At 65.4% G+C, this 23,532-nt stretch carries 21 protein-coding genes and 1 tRNA gene; 12 read left to right on the forward strand and 10 right to left on the reverse strand.

Annotated elements, in window-relative coordinates; all coding sequences use genetic code 11:
* Nucleotides 1–59: 59 nt before the first annotated feature.
* From HZY97_RS08465 to HZY97_RS08480, 4 genes are all read right to left on the reverse strand, one after another.
* Nucleotides 60–1,250: an FRG domain-containing protein gene (locus HZY97_RS08465; protein WP_180142527.1), complete on the reverse strand. Its 1,191-nt coding sequence runs from the start codon at nucleotides 1,248–1,250 to the stop codon at nucleotides 60–62.
* Nucleotides 1,250–2,581: a restriction endonuclease subunit S gene (locus HZY97_RS08470; protein WP_180142529.1), complete on the reverse strand. Its 1,332-nt coding sequence runs from the start codon at nucleotides 2,579–2,581 to the stop codon at nucleotides 1,250–1,252. Before HZY97_RS08470 ends, HZY97_RS08465 begins: the two co-directional genes overlap by 1 nt.
* On the reverse strand, nucleotides 2,574–4,169 hold the full coding sequence (locus HZY97_RS08475; protein ID WP_180142531.1) for a class I SAM-dependent DNA methyltransferase: 1,596 nt from the start codon (nucleotides 4,167–4,169) through the stop codon (nucleotides 2,574–2,576). Before HZY97_RS08475 ends, HZY97_RS08470 begins: the two co-directional genes overlap by 8 nt.
* A gap of 228 nt (nucleotides 4,170–4,397) precedes the next feature.
* Nucleotides 4,398–4,473 (reverse strand) — tRNA-Thr (locus HZY97_RS08480).
* A gap of 188 nt (nucleotides 4,474–4,661) precedes the next feature.
* Here HZY97_RS08480 and HZY97_RS08485 point away from each other — a divergent pair.
* From HZY97_RS08485 to HZY97_RS08510, 6 genes are all read left to right on the forward strand, one after another.
* Nucleotides 4,662–5,963 (forward strand): hypothetical protein, encoded by a 1,302-nt coding sequence (locus HZY97_RS08485; RefSeq protein ID WP_180142533.1) that lies wholly within the window; start codon nucleotides 4,662–4,664, stop codon nucleotides 5,961–5,963.
* Nucleotides 5,964–6,082: 119 nt separating this feature from the next.
* Entirely contained in the window at nucleotides 6,083–10,681 is a 4,599-nt protein-coding gene (locus tag HZY97_RS08490) for an NAD-glutamate dehydrogenase domain-containing protein (RefSeq protein ID WP_180142535.1), read from the forward strand.
* Between the two features lie 447 nt (nucleotides 10,682–11,128).
* Nucleotides 11,129–11,785: a PepSY-associated TM helix domain-containing protein gene (locus HZY97_RS08495; RefSeq protein WP_180142537.1), complete on the forward strand. Its 657-nt coding sequence runs from the start codon at nucleotides 11,129–11,131 to the stop codon at nucleotides 11,783–11,785.
* A 13-nt stretch (nucleotides 11,786–11,798) separates the two neighbouring features.
* On the forward strand, nucleotides 11,799–12,320 hold the full coding sequence (locus HZY97_RS08500) for a DUF2271 domain-containing protein (RefSeq protein ID WP_180142539.1): 522 nt from the start codon (nucleotides 11,799–11,801) through the stop codon (nucleotides 12,318–12,320).
* A gap of 14 nt (nucleotides 12,321–12,334) precedes the next feature.
* Nucleotides 12,335–13,234 (forward strand): DUF4198 domain-containing protein, encoded by a 900-nt coding sequence (locus HZY97_RS08505; protein WP_180142541.1) that lies wholly within the window; start codon nucleotides 12,335–12,337, stop codon nucleotides 13,232–13,234.
* Between the two features lie 89 nt (nucleotides 13,235–13,323).
* A complete protein-coding gene (locus HZY97_RS08510; protein WP_180142543.1) occupies nucleotides 13,324–14,205 on the forward strand; it encodes an FAD:protein FMN transferase in 882 nt (293 codons plus the stop codon).
* On the opposite strand, the gene HZY97_RS08515 is transcribed toward HZY97_RS08510, so the two are convergent.
* The 5 genes from HZY97_RS08515 to cobS form a co-directional block, all read right to left on the reverse strand.
* Entirely contained in the window at nucleotides 14,202–14,450 is a 249-nt protein-coding gene (locus tag HZY97_RS08515; protein WP_180142544.1) for a ribbon-helix-helix domain-containing protein, read from the reverse strand. The two genes, HZY97_RS08510 and HZY97_RS08515, sit on opposite strands and share 4 nt — an antisense overlap.
* The gene (cobT, locus tag HZY97_RS08520) at nucleotides 14,447–16,273 is read right to left on the reverse strand and encodes a cobaltochelatase subunit CobT (RefSeq protein WP_180142546.1); all 1,827 of its coding nucleotides are present in this window, start codon (nucleotides 16,271–16,273) and stop codon (nucleotides 14,447–14,449) included. The genes HZY97_RS08515 and cobT overlap by 4 nt, the downstream gene beginning before the upstream one ends.
* A gap of 77 nt (nucleotides 16,274–16,350) precedes the next feature.
* Nucleotides 16,351–17,250 carry an SPFH domain-containing protein gene (locus tag HZY97_RS08525; protein ID WP_373684323.1) on the reverse strand — a complete coding sequence of 300 codons (900 nt, stop codon included), beginning with the start codon at nucleotides 17,248–17,250 and terminating at the stop codon, nucleotides 16,351–16,353.
* A gap of 369 nt (nucleotides 17,251–17,619) precedes the next feature.
* Complete coding sequence (locus tag HZY97_RS08530; protein ID WP_180142548.1) at nucleotides 17,620–17,841, reverse strand: hypothetical protein; 222 nt, start codon at nucleotides 17,839–17,841, stop codon at nucleotides 17,620–17,622.
* Nucleotides 17,838–18,842 (reverse strand): cobaltochelatase subunit CobS, encoded by a 1,005-nt coding sequence (cobS, locus tag HZY97_RS08535; protein ID WP_180142550.1) that lies wholly within the window; start codon nucleotides 18,840–18,842, stop codon nucleotides 17,838–17,840. Before cobS ends, HZY97_RS08530 begins: the two co-directional genes overlap by 4 nt.
* Nucleotides 18,843–19,026: 184 nt before the next feature.
* On the opposite strand from cobS, the gene HZY97_RS08540 reads away from it, so the two are divergent.
* The gene (locus tag HZY97_RS08540; RefSeq protein ID WP_180142552.1) at nucleotides 19,027–19,677 is read left to right on the forward strand and encodes a hypothetical protein; all 651 of its coding nucleotides are present in this window, start codon (nucleotides 19,027–19,029) and stop codon (nucleotides 19,675–19,677) included.
* 366 nt (nucleotides 19,678–20,043) lie between these two features.
* Here the strand turns inward: HZY97_RS08540 and HZY97_RS08545 are convergent, their stop codons facing one another.
* Nucleotides 20,044–20,739 carry a winged helix-turn-helix transcriptional regulator gene (locus tag HZY97_RS08545; RefSeq protein WP_180142554.1) on the reverse strand — a complete coding sequence of 232 codons (696 nt, stop codon included), beginning with the start codon at nucleotides 20,737–20,739 and terminating at the stop codon, nucleotides 20,044–20,046.
* 78 nt (nucleotides 20,740–20,817) lie between these two features.
* Between HZY97_RS08545 and HZY97_RS08550 the strand changes: the two genes are divergently transcribed.
* Genes HZY97_RS08550 through HZY97_RS08570 form a run of 5 tightly spaced genes read left to right on the forward strand, consistent with a single transcriptional unit; the run spans nucleotide 20,818 to nucleotide 23,526 of the window.
* Nucleotides 20,818–21,510, forward strand: coding sequence for a DUF899 family protein (locus HZY97_RS08550; RefSeq protein ID WP_180142556.1), 693 nt, complete (start codon nucleotides 20,818–20,820; stop codon nucleotides 21,508–21,510).
* Between the two features lie 16 nt (nucleotides 21,511–21,526).
* Entirely contained in the window at nucleotides 21,527–21,967 is a 441-nt protein-coding gene (locus tag HZY97_RS08555) for a VOC family protein (protein WP_180142558.1), read from the forward strand.
* Nucleotides 21,968–21,971: 4 nt separating this feature from the next.
* Complete coding sequence (locus HZY97_RS08560) at nucleotides 21,972–22,355, forward strand: DoxX family protein (protein ID WP_218942971.1); 384 nt, start codon at nucleotides 21,972–21,974, stop codon at nucleotides 22,353–22,355.
* A 34-nt stretch (nucleotides 22,356–22,389) separates the two neighbouring features.
* On the forward strand, nucleotides 22,390–22,869 hold the full coding sequence (locus HZY97_RS08565; protein ID WP_180142562.1) for a VOC family protein: 480 nt from the start codon (nucleotides 22,390–22,392) through the stop codon (nucleotides 22,867–22,869).
* A 3-nt stretch (nucleotides 22,870–22,872) separates the two neighbouring features.
* Nucleotides 22,873–23,526, forward strand: a complete 654-nt coding sequence (locus HZY97_RS08570; protein WP_180142564.1) for a glutathione S-transferase family protein — start codon at nucleotides 22,873–22,875, stop codon at nucleotides 23,524–23,526.
* Nucleotides 23,527–23,532 lie beyond the last annotated feature (6 nt).

Genomic DNA, 23,532 nt, shown 5'->3' on the forward strand with positions numbered 1-23,532 from the left:
ACTTCCGCGCAGCGCGGGATCGGCCAAACTTGTCGCGCCAGAGCTTTAGACGGGAGCGCTTACCTCCCATTCTTAGCCCGCCAGCTTGCTGCGAAAAACTCGATCAGGCGCCGCGCGCCAGTCTCCGCGACCGCCCGGTTGACGCTGTTGCTCATAAGGAACTTGCGGAACTCCAGCTTGAGGCGAAGCTCGGACGCGGAGCGTTCGGGCCAATCTGTTTCAGCTGTACGATCATAGAGCGAGATGATCTTGGGAGCCCAACCAGCCAATACTTCGGGAGGAAACTCGCTATCGTTGCGCAAGGTATTCCGAAGCAGGCCCGCAACGGCATCTTCTGACACTTCCTGCGCTGCGGCAGGCTGTGGCTCGCGCTCGGCCAGCGCCCTGTCTGCCGCATCCTCGACGGCCTTGGCCTCGGCGGCATCCCGCCGCTCCTCAGCTATCAACCGGGCTAGCCAGTCATTGCAATATTTCGATGCGCCGCCCGGATCGGGGAAGAGGTTGGCGTGGTGAATGTTCATCTTGCGCAGGGTGTTGACGCATTCCACCCGGTTCTCGTTCGGCACATGGATCTTGGCGATATAGCGGGCCACGTCCATCGGCTCGTCGGGGTTGATGACCTCGTTCTCGGCTAGTTCGTTGAGGATCGCCGAAACCAGATTGTCCTTGCCGCTGGGGGTGATCGTGAACAGCCCGGCCTGATTGACCAGCCGCGCGTTTTCGTGGTGCGTCGGCTCAAAGATGATTTGCGAGAGGTTTTCGTCGGCGCGGATGGCCGCCATGTTCAGACAGAAAACCGCGCGCGATGGATTTTCGACACCTTCCACGTCCGGTTCGTCAAAGGCGAAGAACAGCGCGACATATGGCGATTTGGTCCAGTCGATCAGTGGGGTGCGCAGCCCGTGGTGCTGGCCGAAGGCCCAAAGCTCCTCATCGTCCAGCTTGCTGCAATCCAGCCCTCGCCCGCGCATGGCAAGGCGGAATTGCGCCAGCAGGTTTTCCTGATGCGGCCCCGGCACCGCGCCGCCGTCGAACAGTCGGGCGAGCGTGGACGACAGATGCCAGTTATGCCCGGCCTGCCCGCGGTAGACGAATTCGCTAGCCGCCCGGTTATGATCCGGCGAGCGCATGGCGGCGATGAAGGCTTCCCAGCTTTCCACCCGGCAGGCGGGCACCAACCCGTCAATCGCCACATCCCCGAAAGTGTAGGTGGGGAACAGCGGCAAGGCGCGAAAATAGGGATCGGCCATCAGGCGACTTCAGCCTTGGGCGCGACCCGCACCATGCCAGACATCAGCCTGGGCAGGAGATAGTCGCGGGTTTCGGCGAGGGTGCGGCTTTCTTGAGTCGACAGTTTTAGCTTCTGATCCATCGGCCCTGCGATGGCCTCGAATGCTTCCACAACCGCGTTGCTGGACTTTACGATCGGCAGCCTCTCAAACTGCTTGCGGTTAATCGCGCCGAACACGGTCCCGGTGTGTTCGTACAGTTCCAGCTCCGGCTGGAGTGAGCGGAGCGTGTAGAAGGTGTAGCTTGTGCTCCCAGATTTGTGTCGCGCGCACGCAACGCCACGGCCAATACAGCATCGTTCCCACGCCATATTCAAATCGCCGACTGGGGCACGAACGCTGATGAGCGTATCACCGGCGTTTGCGATCCGGCTCGGAGCGGAACAAAACTTGCGATTTTCCGGGTATCTGAAACCGAAATCGGTTCGCCCCTGGAAGAATGGCAAGCCATCCCCGGTATCGTTGTATGTGTCTCCTGGCGGCGATTGCCCCATTGTAAGGTCAAACTCCGCGCCAAATTCAGCTTGGGTCCACCCCCCCGGCAAGCCATCGTCGCCGAAGGCGGCGGGGAAGAGGGCGGCGAGGTCGGCAGCGCGCGCGGGGTCTGGGATCAGGCCGCCCATGATCGCCACCGGATCGGCCTCGCCAGCCGCTTTACGGCGCGTGGGGCCGAAATCGACAAACCAATCCCGAAAGATCGCCTGCGCCATCCCTTCCAGCGTCTCATTCATCCGTCGATTGAGTTCGATTTTCCTTACGAGTGGATCGATGATTTCGACAATACTGTCTTGCTGCGCCTTGTCATGAAGATAGATTGGCAACTTATGCTGCGCAGTTATGCCAATGTATGCTCTAGTTGATCCATCACCGGCCCATGATTTCATGGTCTTCTGGAATTCATGCGAATCGAAAACGTATTTGAGATATTCAGGCGACAGTTTGCTTCTGTCTTTCACGCGATAGTATGTGACTTGCGGTGTAAGCATCACAAATGGGAACGGATTTTCCTGTATGATCGCCGTTCTGCCAATTGTTGCCTTATGCGAAAGCAGTACATCACCAACCTGTGCAAAGCCCTTTCTCAAGGATTTGGCCTGCTTCTCTGTGATGTGATAGCACGTCTCGAAATCAACCCTTCCGTCGACAAGGTCAGTCGCCATCACAAATGGTATGCCAGTTGGCACATAATCTGTAGATTTTGGGTGAATTGATCCGTGGTTTCCATCAATTGGCCGATGGATTATTCCGGCATCGATCAAACCCTGGACGGTTGTCGCCACGGGATCACTCATTCGGACTTACCTGACCAAGAGCGAGTTCAATGGCTTGGTCGAGCAGGCGGCTCTCAGCGAAGTTGACGAAAACCTGCGATCGCATCTTCTCAAACTTTTCCGAGAAGGGAATTCCATCGTCCTCCAGCGCCACACCCTCGACATAGCGCCCCGGTGTAAGAACATGGCCGTGGTTGCGCACTTCCTCCAGCAACGCTGAACGGCAAAAGCCGGGAATGTTCTGATATTCGTCCAGCCCCGCGTCAGGCTTTGCCCGCCAGCGGTGGTAGATATCGGCGATCGTGGCGATGTCGCTTTCGGAAAACTCGCGGCGGGTTCGGTCCACCATGTGGCCAAGGTTGCGAGCATCGATAAACAGGATTTCGCCGCGCCGATCCCGATGGCCGTTCGCGCTCTTGTCGCGGGCCAGAAACCACAGGCAGGCGGGAATTTGCGTGGAATAGAAAAGCTGGCCGGGCAGCGCGACCATGCAATCCACCACATCGCCCTCGATCATCGCCTTGCGAATGTCACCCTCGCCGGATTGCTGCGACGACATCGAACCATTGGCCAGCACAACGCCTGCCGTGCCGCGCGGAGCCAGGTGATGGATAATATGCTGCAACCACGCGAAATTGGCGTTGCCCGCTGGCGGCTGCCCGTATTTCCAGCGCACGTCGCCCTCAAGTTGGGGCTGCCACCAGTCCGAAATGTTGAATGGCGGGTTGGCCATCGCATAGTCGAACTTGAGCGTGGGGAAGGCATCGTTGAGGAACGAGCCTTCGTTGTTCCACTTGATGTCCGCATCGATGCCGCGCACCGCGAGATTCATCTTGCAGAGCTTCCAAGTGGTATGGTTGCGCTCCTGACCATAGATGGCGATGTCGCTGCGACGGCCCTGATGGTTTTCAATGAACCGTTCGGACTGAACGAACATGCCGCCAGAGCCGCAGGCGGGGTCATAAACCCGGCCATGATGCGGCTCCAGCATCTCCACGATGGTCTGCACCACGGATCGCGGCGTGAAGAACTCGCCCCCGCGCCGCCCTTCCGCCCCGGCAAACTGACTGATGAAATACTCGTAGGCGCGGCCCAGCAGGTCTTTCGATTTTCCGTCCGCGCTGTGCATCCCGACCTTAGAGAACAGGTCGATCAGTTCACCCAGCATCGTCTTGTCGAGTTGTGGGCGGCCGTATTCCTTGGGCAACACGTCCTTGAGCACGGCCGCGTTGGCGCGCTCAATGGAGTCCATCGCGTTGTCGATCAGATTGCCGATGTCGCCCACCCGCTCCTTGCCGGTGTTCACATCGATGAAGGTGATCTGAGGGCGTTTGGCGTTGGCCTGCAAATGCTCCCACCGCGCTTCGGGCGGCACCCAGAAAACGTTGGCAGCAAGATATTCTTCCGCGTCTTCCGGATCCGCAAATTCCTCCTGCTCAAGTTTCGCGTGATAGGCAGCGAACGCTTCGGAAATGTACTTGAGGAAGATTAGTCCAAGGGCAACATGCTTGTACTCGGACGGCTCCAGATTTCCGCGCAGCTTGTCGGCCGCCTTGAAGAGATCGGCTTCGAAGCCAAGGTCACTACCGCTATTCAACTGAGAAGCCATTCCGAGAATATCCCCCACTCTGCAGGCGTGGGTAGCGGAGGCGCGAGCCCTTCTGCAACAGATCGTGTCGCGATCGATGCTACATATTCGGTTGAAATCGGTTCTACGTGGCCCTCACCCGGCATCCAGCCGAAAGCACCACCCACGCGGTACCCAAGCGACAACCCAGCCGAACGCCCGTCCGCAAGGGAGCGCCCGCAGGCCTTTGTTTCAACGCTATAAAGTGGGTGGTGCCGCCTACAGGACTCGAACCTGTGACCCCCGCATTACGAATGCGATGCTCTACCAGCTGAGCTAAGGCGGCCAATCCGGGGCGCTGAGCCCCGAAGGAGCGGCGCGCTTACCAGCATGTTTTGTAGCTGACAAGCGTTGCGAAAGCGTTGTCGCGAAAACCCCCGTAAAACCCCGCCTTTACGCGACGTTTACCACATGGCGGGCACAAGGCGTCCTACAAATACAAAGGGGCCTGTTGCCCCGAGTGGAGCATTTGGCATGGATATGGCGCGCGGCATCAACCACCCGCTCGACTCGCATCCCGAAAACGGCGCGGACGACGCCGTCAACGATCGGGCGCTGGAAATCAGCAATGACGAGCGCCGCATGCACGTGCGCGCCTATAATCACTGGGTCTCGCTGCTCCACGGCCGCGCCTATCCGGCGATCGAGGATCTCGATCCCGACAACATTATCGACTTCGGTGCGCACTCCGTGCTGCTCGACTTCTCCAAGGGCGTCGACGATCCCGCGATTCGCTTCCTCGGCCGCGCGCTGCGCGAGGAGACCGGCCTCGACACCTCGATCACCCATGTGAACCAGGTGCCCAGCCGCTCGCTCCTCTCGCGCCTGACCGACCATTATCTCCAGATCATCGCCAATCGCGCGCCGATCGGCTTCGAGGCCGAGTTCGTCAGCTCGCGCGGGCACAACACGCTCTATCGCGGCATCCTGATGCCCTTCTCGTCCGATGCGGACGCCGATCGGAGCACGATCGACTTCATCTACGGCGTGATCAACTGGAAGGAACTGGTCGACGCCGAGACCCAGTCCAGGCTCGAAGCCGAAGTCGAGGAAGCCCGTCGCACAGCGCCGCGCAGCCTGGTTGCCGCGCCCGTCTGGGCCGATGGCCCGAGCGCAGGCTTCGCACCGAGCGAGCTGGCTCCGGCCGTGGCAGCCGAAGAGCCGCTGGTGCTCGATTCGCCGATCGCCAACGATGCCAGCCTGGCCGACAAGCTGCTGCTCGCCCGCGAATCGGCAGCCGCCGCCCGCGCATCGGACACGCGCAGCCGCTCGGCGCTCTACCGCGCGCTCGCTCGTGCCTATGATTTCGCGCTCGCCTCGGACGACGACGCCGAGACCTATGCCGAACTGCTCGAGGATGCCGGGCTGACCGTCCAGGCACGCGCGCCGATGACGCCCGCCGTGAAGCTCGTCTTCGGCGCCGACTACGACAAGACCCGCGTCACCGAATTCGCCGCGGTGCTCAGCCATGCCAAGCGCGCCCATGTGCCGCAGGGCGGGCTCGATGCGTTCCTCGACGCTGCCGAAGGTGGCATCAAGGGTGTGGTAAAGGCCGAGCGCGACTTCCGCCGCCCGGCACCCAAGCCCGACATGTTCGCCCAGATCGCCGCCGAGCTGCGCAGCCGTCCGCCGCTGGCGCATGTCGACATCGAGATGCCCGCGAACAGCGAGTTCGTCGTGCTGCTGGCCCGCGCCGGCAAGCGGGGCCTCGACATCGTCGCCCGCGTCGAAGACGAGCCGCTCACCGAGCGCGCCGTCCGCAAGGCCGCTGCCTAGGCTTTTATCGCCCGTCTCGCCGACACTTTCGTGCGCTTCCTCCGTAATGTCCGCATGATTGTAATTTTCTTGCGCACGAGTCTTGAGCCGGTCACCGCACAGGCGTAGGCCTTGCTCTCATGAAGAACATGATGACGTCGCTGACGCAGGCGTTCGAGGCGCGGTTGCTCGAAGGGGCGCTGCCAGGAGAGTTGGAAGATTTCGGAGAGGCCGAGCGGGCCGAAGCGGCGAATTTCGTCGCGGAAGCCGCCGCAGTGCGCCCCCCCGATACCGCGAAGGTCGCGCTGGAGAGCTTCCAGGGCGATGAGAGCCGCCGGATGCGGCTTGCGGTCGTCAATGACGACATGCCCTTCCTCGTCGATTCGATCTCGGGCGCGATTGCCGCGCACGACATCGCTGTCCACCGGATCATTCACCCCGTCATTGCCGTCGAGCGCGACGCCGCCGGCAAGCTTGAATCGATCGGGACGGGCAAGCCCGAATCGATGATCTATATCGAGATGGAGCGCGCTGATGCGCGCACCCGCCGCAACCTGGCCGCCGAACTGGAGCGCACGCTCGCCCAGACCCGCGACGCCGTGCATGACTGGCGTGCGCTGCAGAGCGCGATCGGCGCCGACGCCTCCACCGTCGGCTCGCGCGAAGGCACCAAGCTGCTGCGCTGGTTCCAGGAAGGCGCGATGACCTTGCTCGCGCACGAAACCTGGCGCACCGACGGCACCCGCGACAATCAGCTCGGCATCGCCAAGCACGAGCTCGAAACGCCGATCCTGGCGGACGCGTCGCGCAAGGCCGCGGTCGCCTATTTCAAGCAGGGCGGCGAGGCGCCGCTGCTGCTCAAGTCCAATTCGATCTCGCCGATCCACCGCCGCGTGCCGCTCGACATCGTCGTCGTGCCGATCACCACCGGCAGCGACGTGACCGGCCTGTCGATCCATGCGGGCCTGTGGACCAGCGCGGCGCTGTTCGCCGATCCGGACGAAGTGCCAGTGCTGCGCGCCCGCCTCGAAGGGCTGGAGCGCAAGTTCGGCTTCGATCCCAAGGGCCATACCGGCAAGGCGATGACGCATGCGCTCACCGCGCTGCCGCACGACCTGACCACCGCATTCGACGCCGATTCGCTCGAGCATCTCGTACTCACCTCGATGTCGGTCGCCGATCGGCCGCGTTCGAAGCTGGTGCTGGTGAAGAGCCTGCTCGGCAGGCATCTGTTCGCCTTTGTCTGGCTGCCGCGCGACGAAGTCACCACTACGCGCCGTGAAGCGGTGGGCGGCATGCTCGCCGAGGCGGCCAACGCCAAGATCATCAACTGGTCGATCGCGCTCGAAGACGGCGAAGTCGCGCTGATGCGCTACACGCTCGATCTGCGTCAGGGCGGCACCATGCCCGATGCCGATGCGCTCGACCGCCAGCTCGAGCGGATGATGCGCGGCTGGGTGCCTGCGGTGGAAGCCGCGCTCAGCGAGGAGGCCGGTGTCACCGGCGCCACCCGCCTGGCGCTGCGCTATGCCCAGGCCTTCCCGCCCGCCTATCGTACCACCGCCACCCCCGAAGAGGCGGCGCGCGACATCCTGTGCTTCGCCAAGCTCGATGGGCCCGGCGACCGCTCGGCGCGGATCACCCCGGTCGCGGGCAAGGCCGGCGAATATCGTGTGAAGCTCTATGCCCAGGGCGGCGCGCTGGCGCTGTCCGACGCGGTGCCCGCCTTCGAGAATTTCGGCTTCCGCGTGATCGAGGAAGTGCCGACCGAGCTGACCGGTGGCGCCTTCGTCCATGATTTCGCCGTGTCCGCGGCTGCGCTGAAGGGCGACGTCACGGTAATCGAGGACGCGCTTGCCGCCGTCCTCGAAGGCAATGCCGAGAATGACAGCTTCAACCGGCTGATCGTCGAGGCGGGCATGGCGCCGGCGTCCGTCGTGCTGTTCCGGGCCTGGTTCCGCTATCTGCGCCAGACCGGCATGAATTATGGCATGGCCACGGTGGTCGACGCGCTGCGCCGTGCGCCCGGTGTCGCCAATGCGCTGATCGAGCGCTTCGACGCCGCACACAATCCGGCGCGTGCCGGCGACGACAAGGCGGTCGAGGCCGCTACCGCCGCGATCGAGACGGGGCTGGCACAGGTCCAGGCGATCGATGACGACCGCATCCTGCGCACGATCCGCGGTGTCGTCCTCGCGACGCTGCGCACCAATGCCTATGCGCCCGCCGCCAGGGAGGCGCTGGCGTTCAAGATGGATTCGGCCAAGGTGCCGGGCCTCCCCGCCCCGCTCCCGTGGCGGGAGATCTGGGTGTACTCGCCCCGCGTCGAGGGCATCCATCTGCGCGCCGGCCCGGTCGCGCGTGGTGGCCTGCGCTGGTCCGACCGCCGCGACGACTTCCGCACCGAGATCCTTGGCCTGATGAAGGCGCAGCGCGTGAAGAACGCAGTGATCGTGCCGACCGGCGCCAAGGGCGGCTTCTACCCCAAGCAACTCCCCTCGCCCGCCACCGACCGCGACGCCTGGTTCGCCGAGGGCACCGAGAGCTACCGGATCTTCATCCGCACCCTGTTGTCGATCACCGACAACATCGTCTCGGGCGCGGTCGTCCACCCCGAGGGTGTGACGATCCTCGACGGCGAGGATCCGTATTTCGTCGTCGCCGCGGACAAGGGCACCGCGACCTTCTCCGACGTCGCCAACGCGATCGCGATCGAGCGTAACTTCTGGCTGGGCGATGCCTTCGCCTCGGGCGGCTCGCACGGATACGACCACAAGGCGATGGGCATCACTGCCAAGGGCGCTTGGGTCTCGGTCCGCCGCCACTTCCTCGAAATGGGCACCGACATCCAGTCCGAGCCCGTCACCGTCGCCGGCTGTGGCGACATGTCGGGCGACGTGTTCGGCAACGGTATGCTGTTGTCGAAGTCGATCAAGCTGGTCGCCGCCTTCGACCACCGCCACATCTTCCTCGATCCCGATCCCGATCCGGCGAAGAGCTGGGACGAGCGCGACCGCATGTTCGCGCTGCCGCGCTCGAGCTGGGCGGACTATAACCCCGCGCTGATATCGAAGGGCGGCGGCGTGTTCCCGCGGACCGAGAAGTCGATCCCGCTTTCGCCCGAAGTGCAGAAGCTGCTCGGCCTCGACGTAAGCGAACTCGATCCGACCTCGCTGATCACTGCGATCCTCAAGGCCCAGGTCGGGCTGCTCTGGTTCGGCGGCATCGGCACCTACATCAAGGCGGCTTCCGAGAGCCACGGCGATGTCGGCGACCCGGCGAACGACCGCCTGCGCGTCAATGCCGAGCATCTGCGCTGCAAGGCGATCGGCGAGGGCGCGAACCTGGGCGTGACCCAGGCGGCGCGCATCGCCTTCGCCTCGCTTGGCGGACGGATCAACACCGACTTCATCGACAATTCGGCCGGCGTCGATTGCTCGGATAACGAGGTCAACATCAAGATCGCGCTCAACCGCGAGATGATCGAGGGCCGTCTTGAGTTCGAGGATCGCAACCAGCTGCTCGTCTCGATGACCGACGACGTCGCGCATTTGGTGCTCGAGGACAACCGCCTGCAGACGCTCGCGCTCTCCTTCATGGAGAATGACGGCTATGTCGCGCTGCCGAGCTATGTCCGCGTCATCGAGATCCTCGAAGGCTCGGGCCGGCTCGACCGCGCCGTGGAGGGCCTGGGCTCGAACGAGGACCTGCTCCGCCGCGCGCAGGACAAGAATGGCCTGACCCGCCCCGAGCTCGCCGTCCTCCTCGCCTCGACCAAGTTGGCGCTGCAGGATGCGATCGAGCATGCCGCGCTCGGCCATGATCCCGCGCTGGAGAGCGACCTGTGCAACGCCTTCCCCAAGGCGATGCAAGAGCGCTTCGGCAAGGCGATCGAGGAGCATCGCCTGCGCAGCGAGATCGTCGCCACCAAGCTCGCCAACCGCGTGATCAACCGCCTCGGCGTGCTCCATCCCTTCGAGCTTGCCGAAGAGGAAGGCGCGGCGATGGCCGATATCGCGGCCATGTACGTCGTCGCCGAGCGGCTGTTCTGCCTGCCCGCGATCTGGGAAGCGGTCGAGACCGCCGAAATCTCCGAAGGCGCGCGCATTGCGCTGCTCGACGAGATGGCAGTCGCGGTGCGCGGCCAGGTCGCCGACCTGCTGCGCGTCTGCAAGCCCGGCGCCAGCCCGGCCGAAGTGATCGCGCGCCTGAAGCCCGGCATCGATGCGCTCGACAAGGCCGCCAAGGGGCTGCTGTTGGACGAGGTCAAGGCGCAGTCGAACCGCATCGCCTCGCGCCTCGAAGCCGCCGGCGCGCCGAGCGAGCTGGTCGCCAAGGTGGTCAAGCTGTTCGAACTCGACGGTGCCGTCGGTCTGGCCGATCTCAGCGTCCGTATGGGCCTCGAGGTTACCCCGCTAACCCGCGCCTTCACGTCGCTCGGCCAGGCGCTCGGCCTCGACTGGGCCCAGTCGACTGCGGCGCGCATCACCACCGGCGATGTGTGGGAGCGCCTGCTGATCGCGGGGCTCGCCCGCGACTTCCAGCAGATCCGCCTCGATTTCCTGGCCCGCGGCCAGGGCGAGGAGCCGCAGGCTGGGGTGGATGCCTGGGTCCGGGCCAATGCCGGACGCGTCGATCAGTTCTCCGCGCTGGTCCGCCGTGCGCGCCAGTCCGCGGTGCCCAATGCCGCAATGCTGGCGCAGATCGCTGGCCAGGCGCGCGTGCTGCTCGGCCGCTGATAAAGAGAAACCCGGCCGGTCTGGTGACCGGCCGGGCTCTCGCATTTCAGGACACAGGCGTCAGGCTTCCGGATCGGTGCTCCGGGCCGGCGTGGCGCGCAGGATCATGTACATGCCGCCCAGGCTGGCGATCACGCCCAGTCCGCAAATCACCGCCAGGTCGATATAAAGTCCCGACATCCAGTCCTCCCCAAGTCTTTTCTGGAAGGGAAGCTGCGTAATTTCTTGGAACTCGGCAAGAAACATTCGTAGCTGCATTGCAGCGCAACCTTGCTGCATCTGCGAGAAGGCGTGTCGGACCGGGACGCAATTCTGCGCGTCTTGGTCGCCCCATCCGCCCGCCACGCCACGCAGAATCTATCACCAAAACCGGGGCCCGAGGTTTGCAATTGCGAATCGTTCGCGTTACGGACCGGCATCGAATCGAACCGGAATCGCTCACCCGACATGCACGCCCCTACCGCCCAGGCAGATCAGGCCAAGGCCAAAGCAAAGCGCGCTCGCAAGAGCTTCTGGCTGAAGCAGCTCCATACCTGGCACTGGATGAGCTCGGCGATCAGCCTGGTCGGGCTGATGCTGTTCGCGATCACCGGCTTCACGCTCAACCACGCCAGCGACATCGAGGGCGCTCCCAAGTCGCTCGATCGTGCCGCGCAATTGCCGCCCGCGCTATTCGCCAAGGTGAAGAACGACGACCAGCCCGACAGCAAGAAGCCGATCCCGGCCGATGTCGCGAAGTGGATCGAGGGCCAGGTCAAGCTCGAGGCGAGCGGCACCGCCGAATGGTCCGCTGACGAGATCTACCTCGCCAAGCCGCGCCCGGGCGGCGACGCCTGGATCGCAATCGACCGCGCCACCGGCGCCGTCACCAGCGAGACCACCAACCGCGGCTGGATCGCGTATCTCAACGACCTCCACAAGGGCCGCAACTCGGGCGGCTGGTGGAAGCTGTTCATCGACATCTTCGTCGTCGCCTGCATCGTGTTCACGCTCACCGGACTGGTGCTGCTGTGGATGCACTCGAAACATCGCAAGAGCACCTGGCCGATCGTCATCGCCGGCCTCGTCATCCCGGCGCTCATCGCCATTTTCCTGATCCACTGAGAAGGACCGTTCCATGCAGTTCCGTATCACCGGCCTGACCCTCGCCGCGATCGGCGGCGCCTTCCCGGCCGCTGCGGGCGCGCAGACGCTCGACGTCACGCTGACCCTGCCGCGCATCAACGTCGCCGAATATCACAAGCCCTATGTCGCGGTCTGGCTGGAAAAGGCCGGCGGCCCCACCACCACGCTCACCGTCTGGTACGACGTCAACAAGCGCAACGACGCAGGCAAGAAGTGGCTGTCGGACGTGCGCATGTGGTGGCGCGCCTCGGGCCGCACGCTGACGCTGCCGGCCGACGGCGTCTCGGGCGCCACGCGCGCGCCGGGCACGCACAAGATCAGCTTCGTCGGCGGCCGCGGCAAGGTCCCGGCTCTGGGTGCGGGCGCCTATACGCTGGTGGTCGAAGCCGCACGCGAAGGCGGTGGCCGTGAAGTCGTCCGCGTGCCGGTCACGATCGGCGCGAATGGTGCCGGCGCGGGCAAGGCTGCCGGCAAGGGCGAGCTCGGCGCCGTCGCCGTCGCCGCACACCGCTAACAGGAGGGATCCGCATGCAGTTCTTCCGCCATCCGCTCACCACCGCCGTTGCGATTGCCGCAATGGTCGTGCCGCAGATCGCCGCCGCCGCCCCGCGCAGCTGGCTGCTGCCGTCGGCGACCAACTTCAACGGCGGGGACGCCTGGGTCACCGTCGATGCAGCACTGTCGACCGATCTCTATTATCCGGACCACCCCGGCCAGCCCTGGACGCCGATCGCGATCGCGCCGGACGGCACCAATGTCCAGGTCGAGAATCTCAGCAAGGGCAAGCTGCGCCTCACCTTCGACCTGCATCTCGCCACGCAGGGCACGTACAAGCTCGCCGTGCTCAACAACGGCGTGATGGGCAGCTACATGCTCGACGGCGAGCGCAAGATGCTGCCGCGCGGCACGACCACGGATACGCTGGCCCAAGCGATCCCGGCAGGCGCCACCGAGGTTTGGACCGCCGAGAACAACAGCCGTGTCGAGACTTTCGTCACTTCGGGCGTGCCCAACGACACGGTGTTCAAGCCGACCGGCAAGGGCCTGGAGATGGTACCCGTCTCGCACCCGACCGATCTTTCGGTGCAGGATGCCGCGACCTTCCAGTTCCTGCTCGACGGCAAGCCCGCCGCCGGCATCTCGGTCAGTGCGATCAACGGTGGCGTGCGCTACGCGCCGAGCATGCAGCAGCTCGAGCTCAAGACCGATGCTGCCGGCAAGGTCACGATCAAGTGGCCGGCCCCCGGCATGTGGTGGGTGAGCGCAAGCATCGGCGCCCCCCGCGCTGAAGGCGGCCCCGGTGGTCCCGGCGGCCCCGGCGCGGGTGGCCCGGGTGGCCCCGGCATGCAGGGAGAAGGGCCGCGCGCACCGATGGGCCCGCCCCAGCGCCGCGCCAGCTATGCGATGACGGTCGAGGTCCTCGGCTGATCCGTATCGCAATTCCCCAAGGGCTCTCGCCTGCGGCGTTCCATCGCCGCCAGGCGGGAGCCCCGGTTATTTCCTGCGCCGGCGAGACGATGGGCACCAGTTGGTCGGCCCGCATCGTCGCCGCGCCCGACGGTATCGCCGCCCGCATCCAGGCCGAGCTCGACCGCGTCGTCGCCGAGATGAGTCATTGGGACCCGGCCTCGGCGCTCTCCCGCTTCAACCGCAGCGAGCCGGGCCGATGGCAGCCTCTGCCCGCCGGTTTCGCCGAGGTGCTCGCCGCCGCGCTCGACATTGCGGAGAAGAGCGAAGGCGCCTTCGATCCGGCCATGGGCGCGCTAGTCGACCTCTGGGGCTTCGGCCCGCCCGGCCCGCGCAACGGCCTTCCCGGTGACGCCGAGATCGCCGCAGCAATCACTGGCCGCGCCCATATCGAGCAGGACGACCGCCGCGCCCGCCGCACCGCCCTCGCCGCACTCGACTTCTCCGGTATCGCCAAGGGGCACGGTGTCGATCGCGTGGCCGAAATGCTGCGCAGCATGGAGATCCCCGACTTCCTGATCGAAGTCGGCGGCGAGCTGCGCGGTGAAGGCATCAAGCCCGATGGCCAGCCCTGGTGGGTGGATTTCGAGCCCGTGCCCGGCAGCCCGCTGGTCACGCTTCGTGTTGCCCTGCACGGCCTGTCGATCGCCACCTCGGGCGACTATCGCCGCAGCTTCTCGCACGACGGGCGCAGCTATGCCCACACGCTCGATCCCCGCACCCGCCGCCCGCTGAAGAACCGGGTTGCCTCGGTCAGCGTGCTGCACCCGCGCTGCATGCTCGCCGACGCTTGGGCGACCGCACTGAGCGTGCTTGGGCCCGAGGGCATGGCGCTGGCCGAACGCGAAGGCCTGGCGGCGCATATGGTGGTGCGCGAAGGGAACGGCTTCGCGGAACACCTGTCGCCCGCCCTGGACGGAATGCTTGCCTAAGCGCGCGTTTGCGCCAGCAACCAGGTACGGATCGCGCTGGCGAGGTTGGGCGGATCCTCGCCCGAGATCCGGGCATGATCGATAGCCGCGACCAAGGCATTAAGCGGCAACGACCGCTCCGTCGCAGCCGCCTCCAGCGCATCCCAGAACAGCGGCTCGAGGCTGATCGAAGTCTGGTGCCCGGCAATCGTGACCGACCGCTTGATCGGCCCCTCAAAGCCACCCGCGGGCGGCGCGATCTTCATTCCGTATCGAACAGTGCCGCCAGCTGCTCGACCATCGTGCCGGCCAGCTGCTCGGCATCCATGATCGTCACGGCGCGGCTGTAATAGCGCGTCACGTCATGGCCGATGCCGATCGCGACCAGCTCGACCGGCGAGCGCGCCTCGATCCAGCCGATCACCTGGCGCAGATGGCGCTCCAGATAGGAGCCCGAATTCACCGACAGGGTAGAATCATCGACCGGCGCGCCGTCCGAGATCACCATCAGGATCTTGCGGTCCTCGCTGCGGCCGATCAGCCGCTGGTGCGCCCAGAGCAGTGCCTCGCCGTCGATATTCTCCTTTAGCAGCCCCTCGCGCATCATCAGCCCGAGCGCCTTCTTGGCGCGGCGCCAAGGCTCGTCGGCCTGCTTGTAGACGATGTGGCGCACGTCGTTGAGGCGGCCCGGCTGGGCGGGGCGGCCATCGGTCAGCCACTTCTCGCGGGACTGCCCGCCCTTCCAGGCGCGCGTAGTGAAGCCGAGGATCTCGGTCTTCACGCCGACGCGCTCCAGCGTGCGCGCCATGATGTCGGCACTGATCGCGGCGATCGAGATCGGCCGCCCGCGCATCGAGCCCGAATTGTCGATCAGCAGCGTGACCACCGTGTCCTTGAACTCGGTGTCCTTCTCCATCTTGTAGGAAAGCGACTGCATCGGGTTGACCACCACGCGCGCCAGCCGCGCCGCGTCGAGCAGGCCCTCTTCCTGGTCGAAGTCCCAGCTGCGGTTCTGCTGCGCCATCAGCCGGCGCTGGAGCCGGTTGGCAAGCTTGGTCACCGCGCCCTGCAGATGGAGCAGCTGCTGGTCGAGATAGGAGCGGAGGCGATCCAGTTCCTCGGCATCGCACAGATCGGTGGCCGCGATCACCTCGTCGAACTGCGTCGTATAGGCGCGATACTCGAACTGCGGCGGCAGGTCGCTCCATGGGCGATTGGGGCGTACGGGCAGCATGCCCTCATCGCCTTCGTCGCCGGGCTCGCCGTCGCCATCCTCCATTGCGTCGGACTGCTGCTGCTCGCCGTCCTCGCCTTCATCGGAGTCGCGCTGCTCGCCACGCGCCTCGGCCTGGCCCTCGCTTTGGCTCGACTGGTCCTCGCCTTCCTCGTCGCCGGGCTCGTCCTGGTCTTCTGTGCCCTCGTCCTCGCCGCCGCCGTCATCGGCTTCGTCGGGGATCAGGTCGCCTTCGGTCAGCTCGAGATCCTGGAGCAGCTTAGAGGTGAGCGAGGCAAAGGCCTGCTGGTTGTCGATCGCCAGCGCCAGCGCATCGAGATCGGAGCCTCCGCGCTCCTCGATCCAGTCGCGGATCAGCGCCATGCCGAGTGCCGCGGCGCCGGGCGACTCGCGCCCAGTCAGGCGCTCGCGAACCATCAGGCTGATCGCCGTGGAGAGCGGCACTTCCTCGCGATTGCGCGCCCGGGTGATCGGATCGGCGCGCAGCTTAACTTCGAGCGCGTGGTCGAGATTGGCAGCAATGCCGGCATAGCCGCGCGACCCCAGCGCCTCGACCCGCGCGGTCTCGACCGCATCGAACACCGCGCGCGCCACCGGCTCCTTGGGCGCGGCCTTCAGATGCAGGGCATTGTCGTGGTGGCGCAGGCGCAGCGCGAAGCTGTCGGCAAAGCCGCGCGCCTCGGCCACTTCCTCGGCGGGCAAAGTGCGCGACGGCGTCGGCACCTTGATCTGGCGCCCGTCCTGGCGCGGCGCCTCGCCGGTGAAGCTCAGCTCGGCCTCATGCTCGCCCGAAAGCGCGCGCACGGCGCCGCCCAACACATTGCGGAAGCGTTCGAGGGGAGAGTCGGCAGCCATTTGCCAGCGCTATAGCCGCGGCGTTCCGCCAAAGGAAAGCCGCGCCGGGATGGTTTTCCCGGCGCGGCCCTCTCAACTCACTTCACATCGAGGAACGGCATCGGCGCGCCGCCGCCCATATAGGTGGGCATCACGCCGTTCCATTTCTCCACTGCGCGCATCTTGACGATCTCCGGATTGGTGCGGATCGCCTCCGCTTCGACCTGGATAGCCTCTGCGTCGCCCTTGGCCTTGGCGATGCGTGCATCGGAATTGGCGCGGGCCGTCGCGACATTCGCCTGCGCGGCCAATGCCGCCTGCTCGTTGGCGATCTTGGCGTTGATCTGCGCGAGCACGCTGTCCGGCACCACGATGTTGCCCGCCCAGTAGATCTGCTCGATCTGCAGCCCCACCGGCGCGAAGAAGCCCTGCACCCGGCGCTGCGCCGTGGCGATCAGCTCGGCCTTGTGGCTGCCGTAGATCTCCTCGACCCCCAGCTGCGCCGCGCGCTCGACGATGGCGTTGCGGATCGCATTGCGCAGCGGCCCGGCGATGATCTGGTCCATGTCCGTCCGATAGCGCTGGAACAGGATCGAGGCGCGCTGCGGATCGACATGGTAGGAAACCGCCACATCGGCCTTGAGCGACAGGCCGTTCTTGTCCTGGAAGTTGAAGCTCTCATTGACCGCTGTCTGCTCGGTATCTGCCGCGGTCCAGGTATAGGTGCGGGTGAACACCGGATATTGGTAGATATGCGTTCCCGGCGGCGCGAAATACCAGCCGACCGGGAGTGAGTTGGCCGAGACACCCCCGGCGATGTTGTTGACCCGGATGCCGACCTGGCCCGGCTCGACGCGTGCGAAGCTGGTCATCGCCGCCCAGGCCAGAACAATCGCCACCACGCCCAGGCCAATGCGACGGCCGACACCGCCGCCACGTACCACGCGGCCCATGGTACGGCCGATCGCCTCCGCTGGATTCTCCGATTCATATGCCACCTGTTCTTCTCCCTTTGGGGAAAGTCCGCCCCAGATGCGGTCGTTCGTGGCGGGACGGCGGATATGCCGCCCGCGCAGGGCCGAACGCGGCCGAGCTCGCTCGACGCGGGTATCGATCGGGATGGGTGGGTCGGGCGGATGCATACTTCCCGAGGGAAGGGCGCAGGCGGGACGACACAGCGGCAACCAAATCGCGTGCGATCCACTGGATCGACACAATCCGAAAGCTCATGCCAACGTCGCTAGTCCCTGCTCCTCAAATGCTCCGAACGAGATGGAATCTACGCTTCCCACGGCGGCGGACAAGCGGAATCGGCCTGCACGCCAGGCTATCGTGATTGCAGTTTTTGCAACACAATCCGTGAATGCTTAGCGAAACCGCAATCGCTCGCGCAGCCGGCGCCACCAACCGCGCTTCGGCGCCAGCGGCGGCGCGTTGAGCGGATCGGGCTCGCAATTCCCGACGCCCATCCGGCTGTGCACCAGGTCCTTCAGATAGGCATATTCGTCGCCGGTGATCGGCCCGCCCTCGCCCCCGCGCGCCGTCCAGCGGCGGGGGTCGAGCGGATCGTCTTCCGGCGTGTCGCTCAAGCCTTGGCGACCACGCTTTCGGGCAGGTCCTTGCCGAACACGCGCTGGTAATATTCAGCCACCTGCGCGCGCTCCGCCTCGTCGCACTTGTTGAGGAAGCTCAGCCGGAAGGCGAAGCCGACATCCTTGAAGATCTCGGCATTCTGCGCCCAGGTGATCACCGTGCGGGGCGACATGACCGTCGAGATGTCGCCGTTGACGAAGCCCTTGCGGGTCAGGTCGGCGACGCGGACCATATTCTCGACCAGCTCCTTGCCGCCGGGCTTGTCGAAATCACCCGACTTGGCGAGGACGATCTGCGCCTCGACCGCGGCGGGGAGATAGTTGAGCGTCACCACGATGTTCCAGCGGTCCATCTGGCCCTGGTTGATCTGCTGGGTGCCGTGATACAGCCCGCTGGTGTCGCCCAGGCCCACGGTGTTCGCGGTGGCGAACAGGCGGAAATAGGGGTTCGGGCGGATCACGCGGTTCTGGTCGAGCAGGGTCAGCTTGCCCTCGGTCTCAAGCACGCGCTGGATCACGAACATCACGTCCGGACGGCCGGCGTCATATTCGTCGAACACCAAGGCGGTCGGCGTCTGCAGCGCCCAGGGGAGCAGGCCCTCGCGGAACTCGGTGACCTGCTGGCCGTCCTTGAGCACGATCGCGTCGCGGCCGATCAGGTCGATACGGCTGATATGCGCATCGAGGTTGATGCGGATGCACGGCCAGTTGAGGCGCGCCGCGACCTGCTCGATATGCGTCGACTTGCCGGTGCCGTGATAGCCCTGGACCATCACGCGGCGATTATAGGCAAAGCCCGCCAGGATCGCGAGCGTGGTGTCGGCATCGAAGACATAGGCCGGATCCATGTCGGGTACGCGCTCATCCGCCTCGCTGAACGCGGGCACTTCGAGATCGCTGTCGATCCCGAACAGGTCGCGCACCTTCACCATCTTGTCGGGCGCTTCGAGGATCGTGGTTTCCCGGCTGTCGGGCTGGGTGTTGGGGATGTCCGCCATGTCTTCGTCCTTCTGTCGCGTGAGCGACTAGATGCTCGCGTGCCGCACTGCAACGGGGATCACGCAAAACGCGTGATCGGCGGCTTCCGTCGCAAGCCCTTTCCTCGAATCGGCTTTCATGGGATCATGACGTCAAAGCAACGGTCGCGCGCAAAACCGATTCTTTCGTCTCTTGGGGAAGTCGATGAACTGGAAGCTGCTGTTCCTGGCGCTGCTCGCGCCGCTTGCCGGCTGCGACTGGGGCCAGCAACCTCCTCCGCCCCCGCGGCGCCCTCCGCCCATCGTCCGCCCGGTCGATCGCGAGCCCGACTGGCTTGTCGCCGTGCCCTATTGCGAGGGCGCGCTGCGCCGCGGCCAGTGGCTGGTGTGTGACAATAAGGGGCTGAACTGGCTGCACCGCACGCTCGCCAACCAATGGGCGGAAGACCGGCAGGGCGCGAGCCGCCAGCAGCTCTGGGTCCAGCGCCAGCAGCTCCAGGCGCTGGCAAGCGAGCGCGACGCCTGCGAGACGGCGGACTGCGTCGCCACCGCCTATCGCCGCTATCTGCGCAAGCCCGAGCGCTGGACGCCGGAGCCGGGCTGGCGCCCCGCGCCGCCGCCGCGCCCGATCTATCACCGCCCGCGCGAGAAGCGCTGGAACTGGCGCGACGACAGCTCGACCTGCGCCTCTAAGATCGGCTGGCAAAAGGCGTCGCTGCTCGCGCGGCAATGCTCGGTGGTCAATCCCGACGGCCAGTGCGGCCCCCAGCGCAGCTGCGCGTCGCTGAAGACGATGATCCTCGACGGCTGCTGGGACATGGGCGATCGCAAGCCGGGATTCTGCGGGCGGGTCTAGCCGCGTCCTACATCGGGCGCGGCACCGACTCGGCAAAGGTCACGAAGTACGGGCCCAAAGCGGGTTTTCGCGGCGCTTAGGTTGACTCGGTTCGGAGGAACGCCGCGCGTCTCGCAACATCCTTGCGCGAGCGGGATCCTATTTTTCCTACAGGGTCAAAGAGCGGCCGACGGCAGATCGAGGCAAGCAGGCGAAATCCTACATTGCAAGGGGCGGCGGAAGCATTCCTGTTCCCCGGCGAAGGCCGGGGCCCAGCCTCGACGTCTGTCGTTAGGCGCGTGAACCTCTCGAACGGCATTGCAACTGGACCCCGGCCTTCGCCGGGGAGCAGCTTGGGGTGACGGCCTGGCATGAGGACGGGCCTAGCTAATCGTTCTCGAACCTGGGCAGCCCGAACAGGTCGACGAAGCGCTGGCCGAGCGCGATGTCGCCGGTGACCACCACCCGCCCCTCGCGGATCGACTCGGTCAGCGGTGCCGGCCCGTAGAAGGTCGCGGCGAGGAAGGTCGGCTGGCCTTCGAAGATCACGTCGGCACCCGCCGGATCGCGGCGCTCGATCACCAGGCCGCCGTCGACGATCGCCGCGCGGAACGGCTCGCCGCCGATGCGGAAGCCCAAGTCGATCGACAAATCCCGCGCGGGCTCGCGCGCCATCATCGTCTTCAGCGAGAGCATGAAGGCGCCGTTGCTGAGCGGCAGGCGGACATCGTGCGCGGGCGATCCCGCTGCCCAGCGGCTGAGCGCGAAGATCGGTTCTTCGAGCGCGGCGCCCCATTTGGTGAGTTCATAGACCTGGGCATTGACCGGCGAAGGCAGCTGCTTGCGGCGCAGGATGCCGGCCTTCTCCAGCCCCTCGAGCCGCTGCGTCAGGATATTGGCGCTCAACCCTTCGAGCGCACCGCGGATTTCGCCGAAGCGACGCGGGCCCAGAAGCAGCTCGCGAACGATCAGCAACGACCAGCGTTCTCCGATCAGATCCATCGCCAGCGCGGTGCCGCACGCGTCCTGATACCAGCGCCGCGCCTTGCCGAAATCGTTGTCAGTTACTTTTTGTGACTCCATGGTTGCTTTTAATAACTCAGTCGGGCATCAGGATCAAGCAAGCGATTCGCTGACCACCCAAAGCGGAGGTTTAGTTCGATGCCATTGGTTCCCGCCGCAGAGCTGGCCACGCGTGAGACGACACGCTGGCCGGGAGAGTCCGAAGACTATCGCGCGGCGCGTACTTCGCTGCTCGCCGCGGAGATCGACCTGCGCCGCCAGATCGAAGCGGTCGCCGAGCAGCGCCGCGCGCTGCCGGCCGGCCCCGAGGTCACCCGCGACTATATGTTCGAGGGCGAGCACGGCCCGGTTTATTTCGCTGACTTGTTCGGCGCGCACGATAGCCTGGTGGTCTACACGTACATGTTCGGCCCCCAGCGCGAGCGGCCCTGCCCGATGTGCACTTCGCTGCTGTCTTCGTGGGACGGCGAAGTGCCCGATATCGCGCAGCGCGCCGGCTTCGCGGTGATTGCGCGCTCGGGCATCGACAAGCTCAAGGCGTTCAAGGCCGAGCGCGGCTGGCAGCATCTGCCGCTCTATTCGGACGCGAGCCAGGACTTCAGCCGCGACTATGGATCGATCGCGCCCGACGGCAGCGACATCCCGCAGTTCATGGTCTTCACCAGACGGAACGGCACGATCCGGCTGTTCTGGGCGGGCGAGATGGGTCCCGACAGCGCGGATCCCGGACAGGACCCGCGCGGCGCGCCCGACCTGATGCCGCTGTGGACGATCCTCGATTCAACCCCCGAGGGCCGGGGGACCAGCTGGTACCCCTCGCTCAATTACTGATCCCAGGAGAGAGAAAATGACCCAGATGATCTTCGTCAACCTGCCCGTCAGCGACGTGGCCAAGTCGACGGCCTTTTACGAAGCAATCGGCTGCACCAAGGATGACCGCTTCAGCAACGAGCAGGCATCGGCGATGCAGCTCAGCGACACGATCGTGTTCATGATCCTGTCGAAGGACTTCTTCCAGACCTTCACCTCCAAGCCGATCGCCGACGCGCACAGCGTCACCGAAGCGCTGATCTGCATCTCGCGCGACAGCCGCGATGCCGTGGATGCGATCGTCGAGGCAGCGCGCAAGGCGGGTGGCAAGGCCGATACCCGCGACGCGCAGGACATGGGCTTCATGTACGGCCGCAACTTCGAGGATCTCGACGGCCATATCTTCGAGCCGATGTTCATGGACATGGAAGCCGCGATGGCCGCCTTCCCCGAAGGCCCCGCGCATGAGCCGGCCTGAGCCCATGAAGCGCGAGCGCATCATCGGCTGGGTGCTGAGCGGCCTGGTCCTGCTGTTCCTGGCGATGGACGCAGGCGGCAAGCTGATCGCCCCCGCGATGATGATCGCCAACAGCCCGCCGCTGGGGATTCCGGCCGATACCGGGCTGTACCAGCAGCTCGGGCTGATCCTGGCGGTGTGCGGGATACTCTATGCCGTGCCGCGCACCGCGGTGCTCGGGGCGATCCTGCTCACCGGCTATCTGGGCGGCGCGGTCGCGATGCAATGGCGCGTCGGCAACCCGCTGTTCAGCCACACCTTGTTCGGCGTCTATCTCGGCGTGATCGCCTGGGGCGGACTGTGGCTCCGCGACCCGCGCGTCCGCGCGCTGATCCCGATCGCCGGCTGATATTCGACACTTCAGAGTCCAAAGGAGAGGACCGATGGCAGACAAGATCACTACCGTCCTGTGGTTCGACCATGTGGCCGAGGAGGCCGCGAACTTCTACGTCTCGCTGCTGCCCGACAGCAAGGTCGGCAAGGTGCACCGCGCACCGGGCGACAATCCGAGCGGCAAGGAAGGCGCGGCTTTGGTCGTCGAGTTCACCCTCGCCGGGCGGGCCTATGCGGGCCTCAACGGCGGCCCCAATTTCAAGCCCAATGAGAGCGTCTCCTTCCAGATCCTCACCGAGGACCAGGAAGAAACCGATCGGCTGTGGAACGCTATCGTCGGCAATGGCGGCGCCGAGTCGATGTGCGGCTGGTGCAAGGACAAATGGGGCTTCAACTGGCAGATCACCCCGCGCCGGCTGATTGAGATAAACTTCGGCGACGATCCCGAGGCCGCGCGGCGCGGCTTCGAGGCGATGATGACGATGAAGAAGATCGACATCGCGGCGATCGAAGCCGCGGCGAGGGGCTGAGCCATGACCATCGAGATCACTGCGCTCAACTGGGTGCCCGATTTCGCCCGCGGCTATGTCCGCGACCTGCGGCCGCGCTGGGCGTGCGAAGAAATCGGCCTGCCCTATGCCACCAGGCTGATCAGCCCGGTCCCGCCCAAGCCGGCCTGGTATTTCGAGGAGCAGCCCTGGGGCCAGGTACCGGTGCTCCACGATGGCGATGTCCAGATCTTCGAGAGCGGGGCGATTCTGCTCCATCTCGCCGAGAAGGACACGCGGCTTTTGTCGCATGACCCGCAGCAGCGCGCGACGAGCATCGCCTGGGTGTTCGCCGCGCTCAACAGCGTCGAGCCGGGGCTGTTCGAGCTGGGCAATGTCAGCCTGTTCTCCAAGGACGAGGAATGGGCGAAGCTGCGCCGGCCGAGCCTGTTGGAGGATATCGGCAAGAAGCTTGATCGCCTGGTCGATGCGCTGGGCGAGCGGGAATGGCTGGGCGAGGCGTTCAGCGTCGCCGACATCGCGATGGTCACGGTGCTCCGCAACGCCGACCGCAGCGAGCTGGTGCTCTCGCGCCCGACTTTGGCCGCCTATGTCGCGCGCGGCATGGCGCGGCCCGCCTTCCAGCGCGCGATGGATGCGCAGCTGGCCGATTTCCAGCCCGCGCCGGTCGCGGCCTGACAGCTA

It is taken from the genome of Sphingomonas sp. R-74633, from assembly GCF_013416555.1.
GTDB lineage: Bacteria > Pseudomonadota > Alphaproteobacteria > Sphingomonadales > Sphingomonadaceae > Sphingomonas.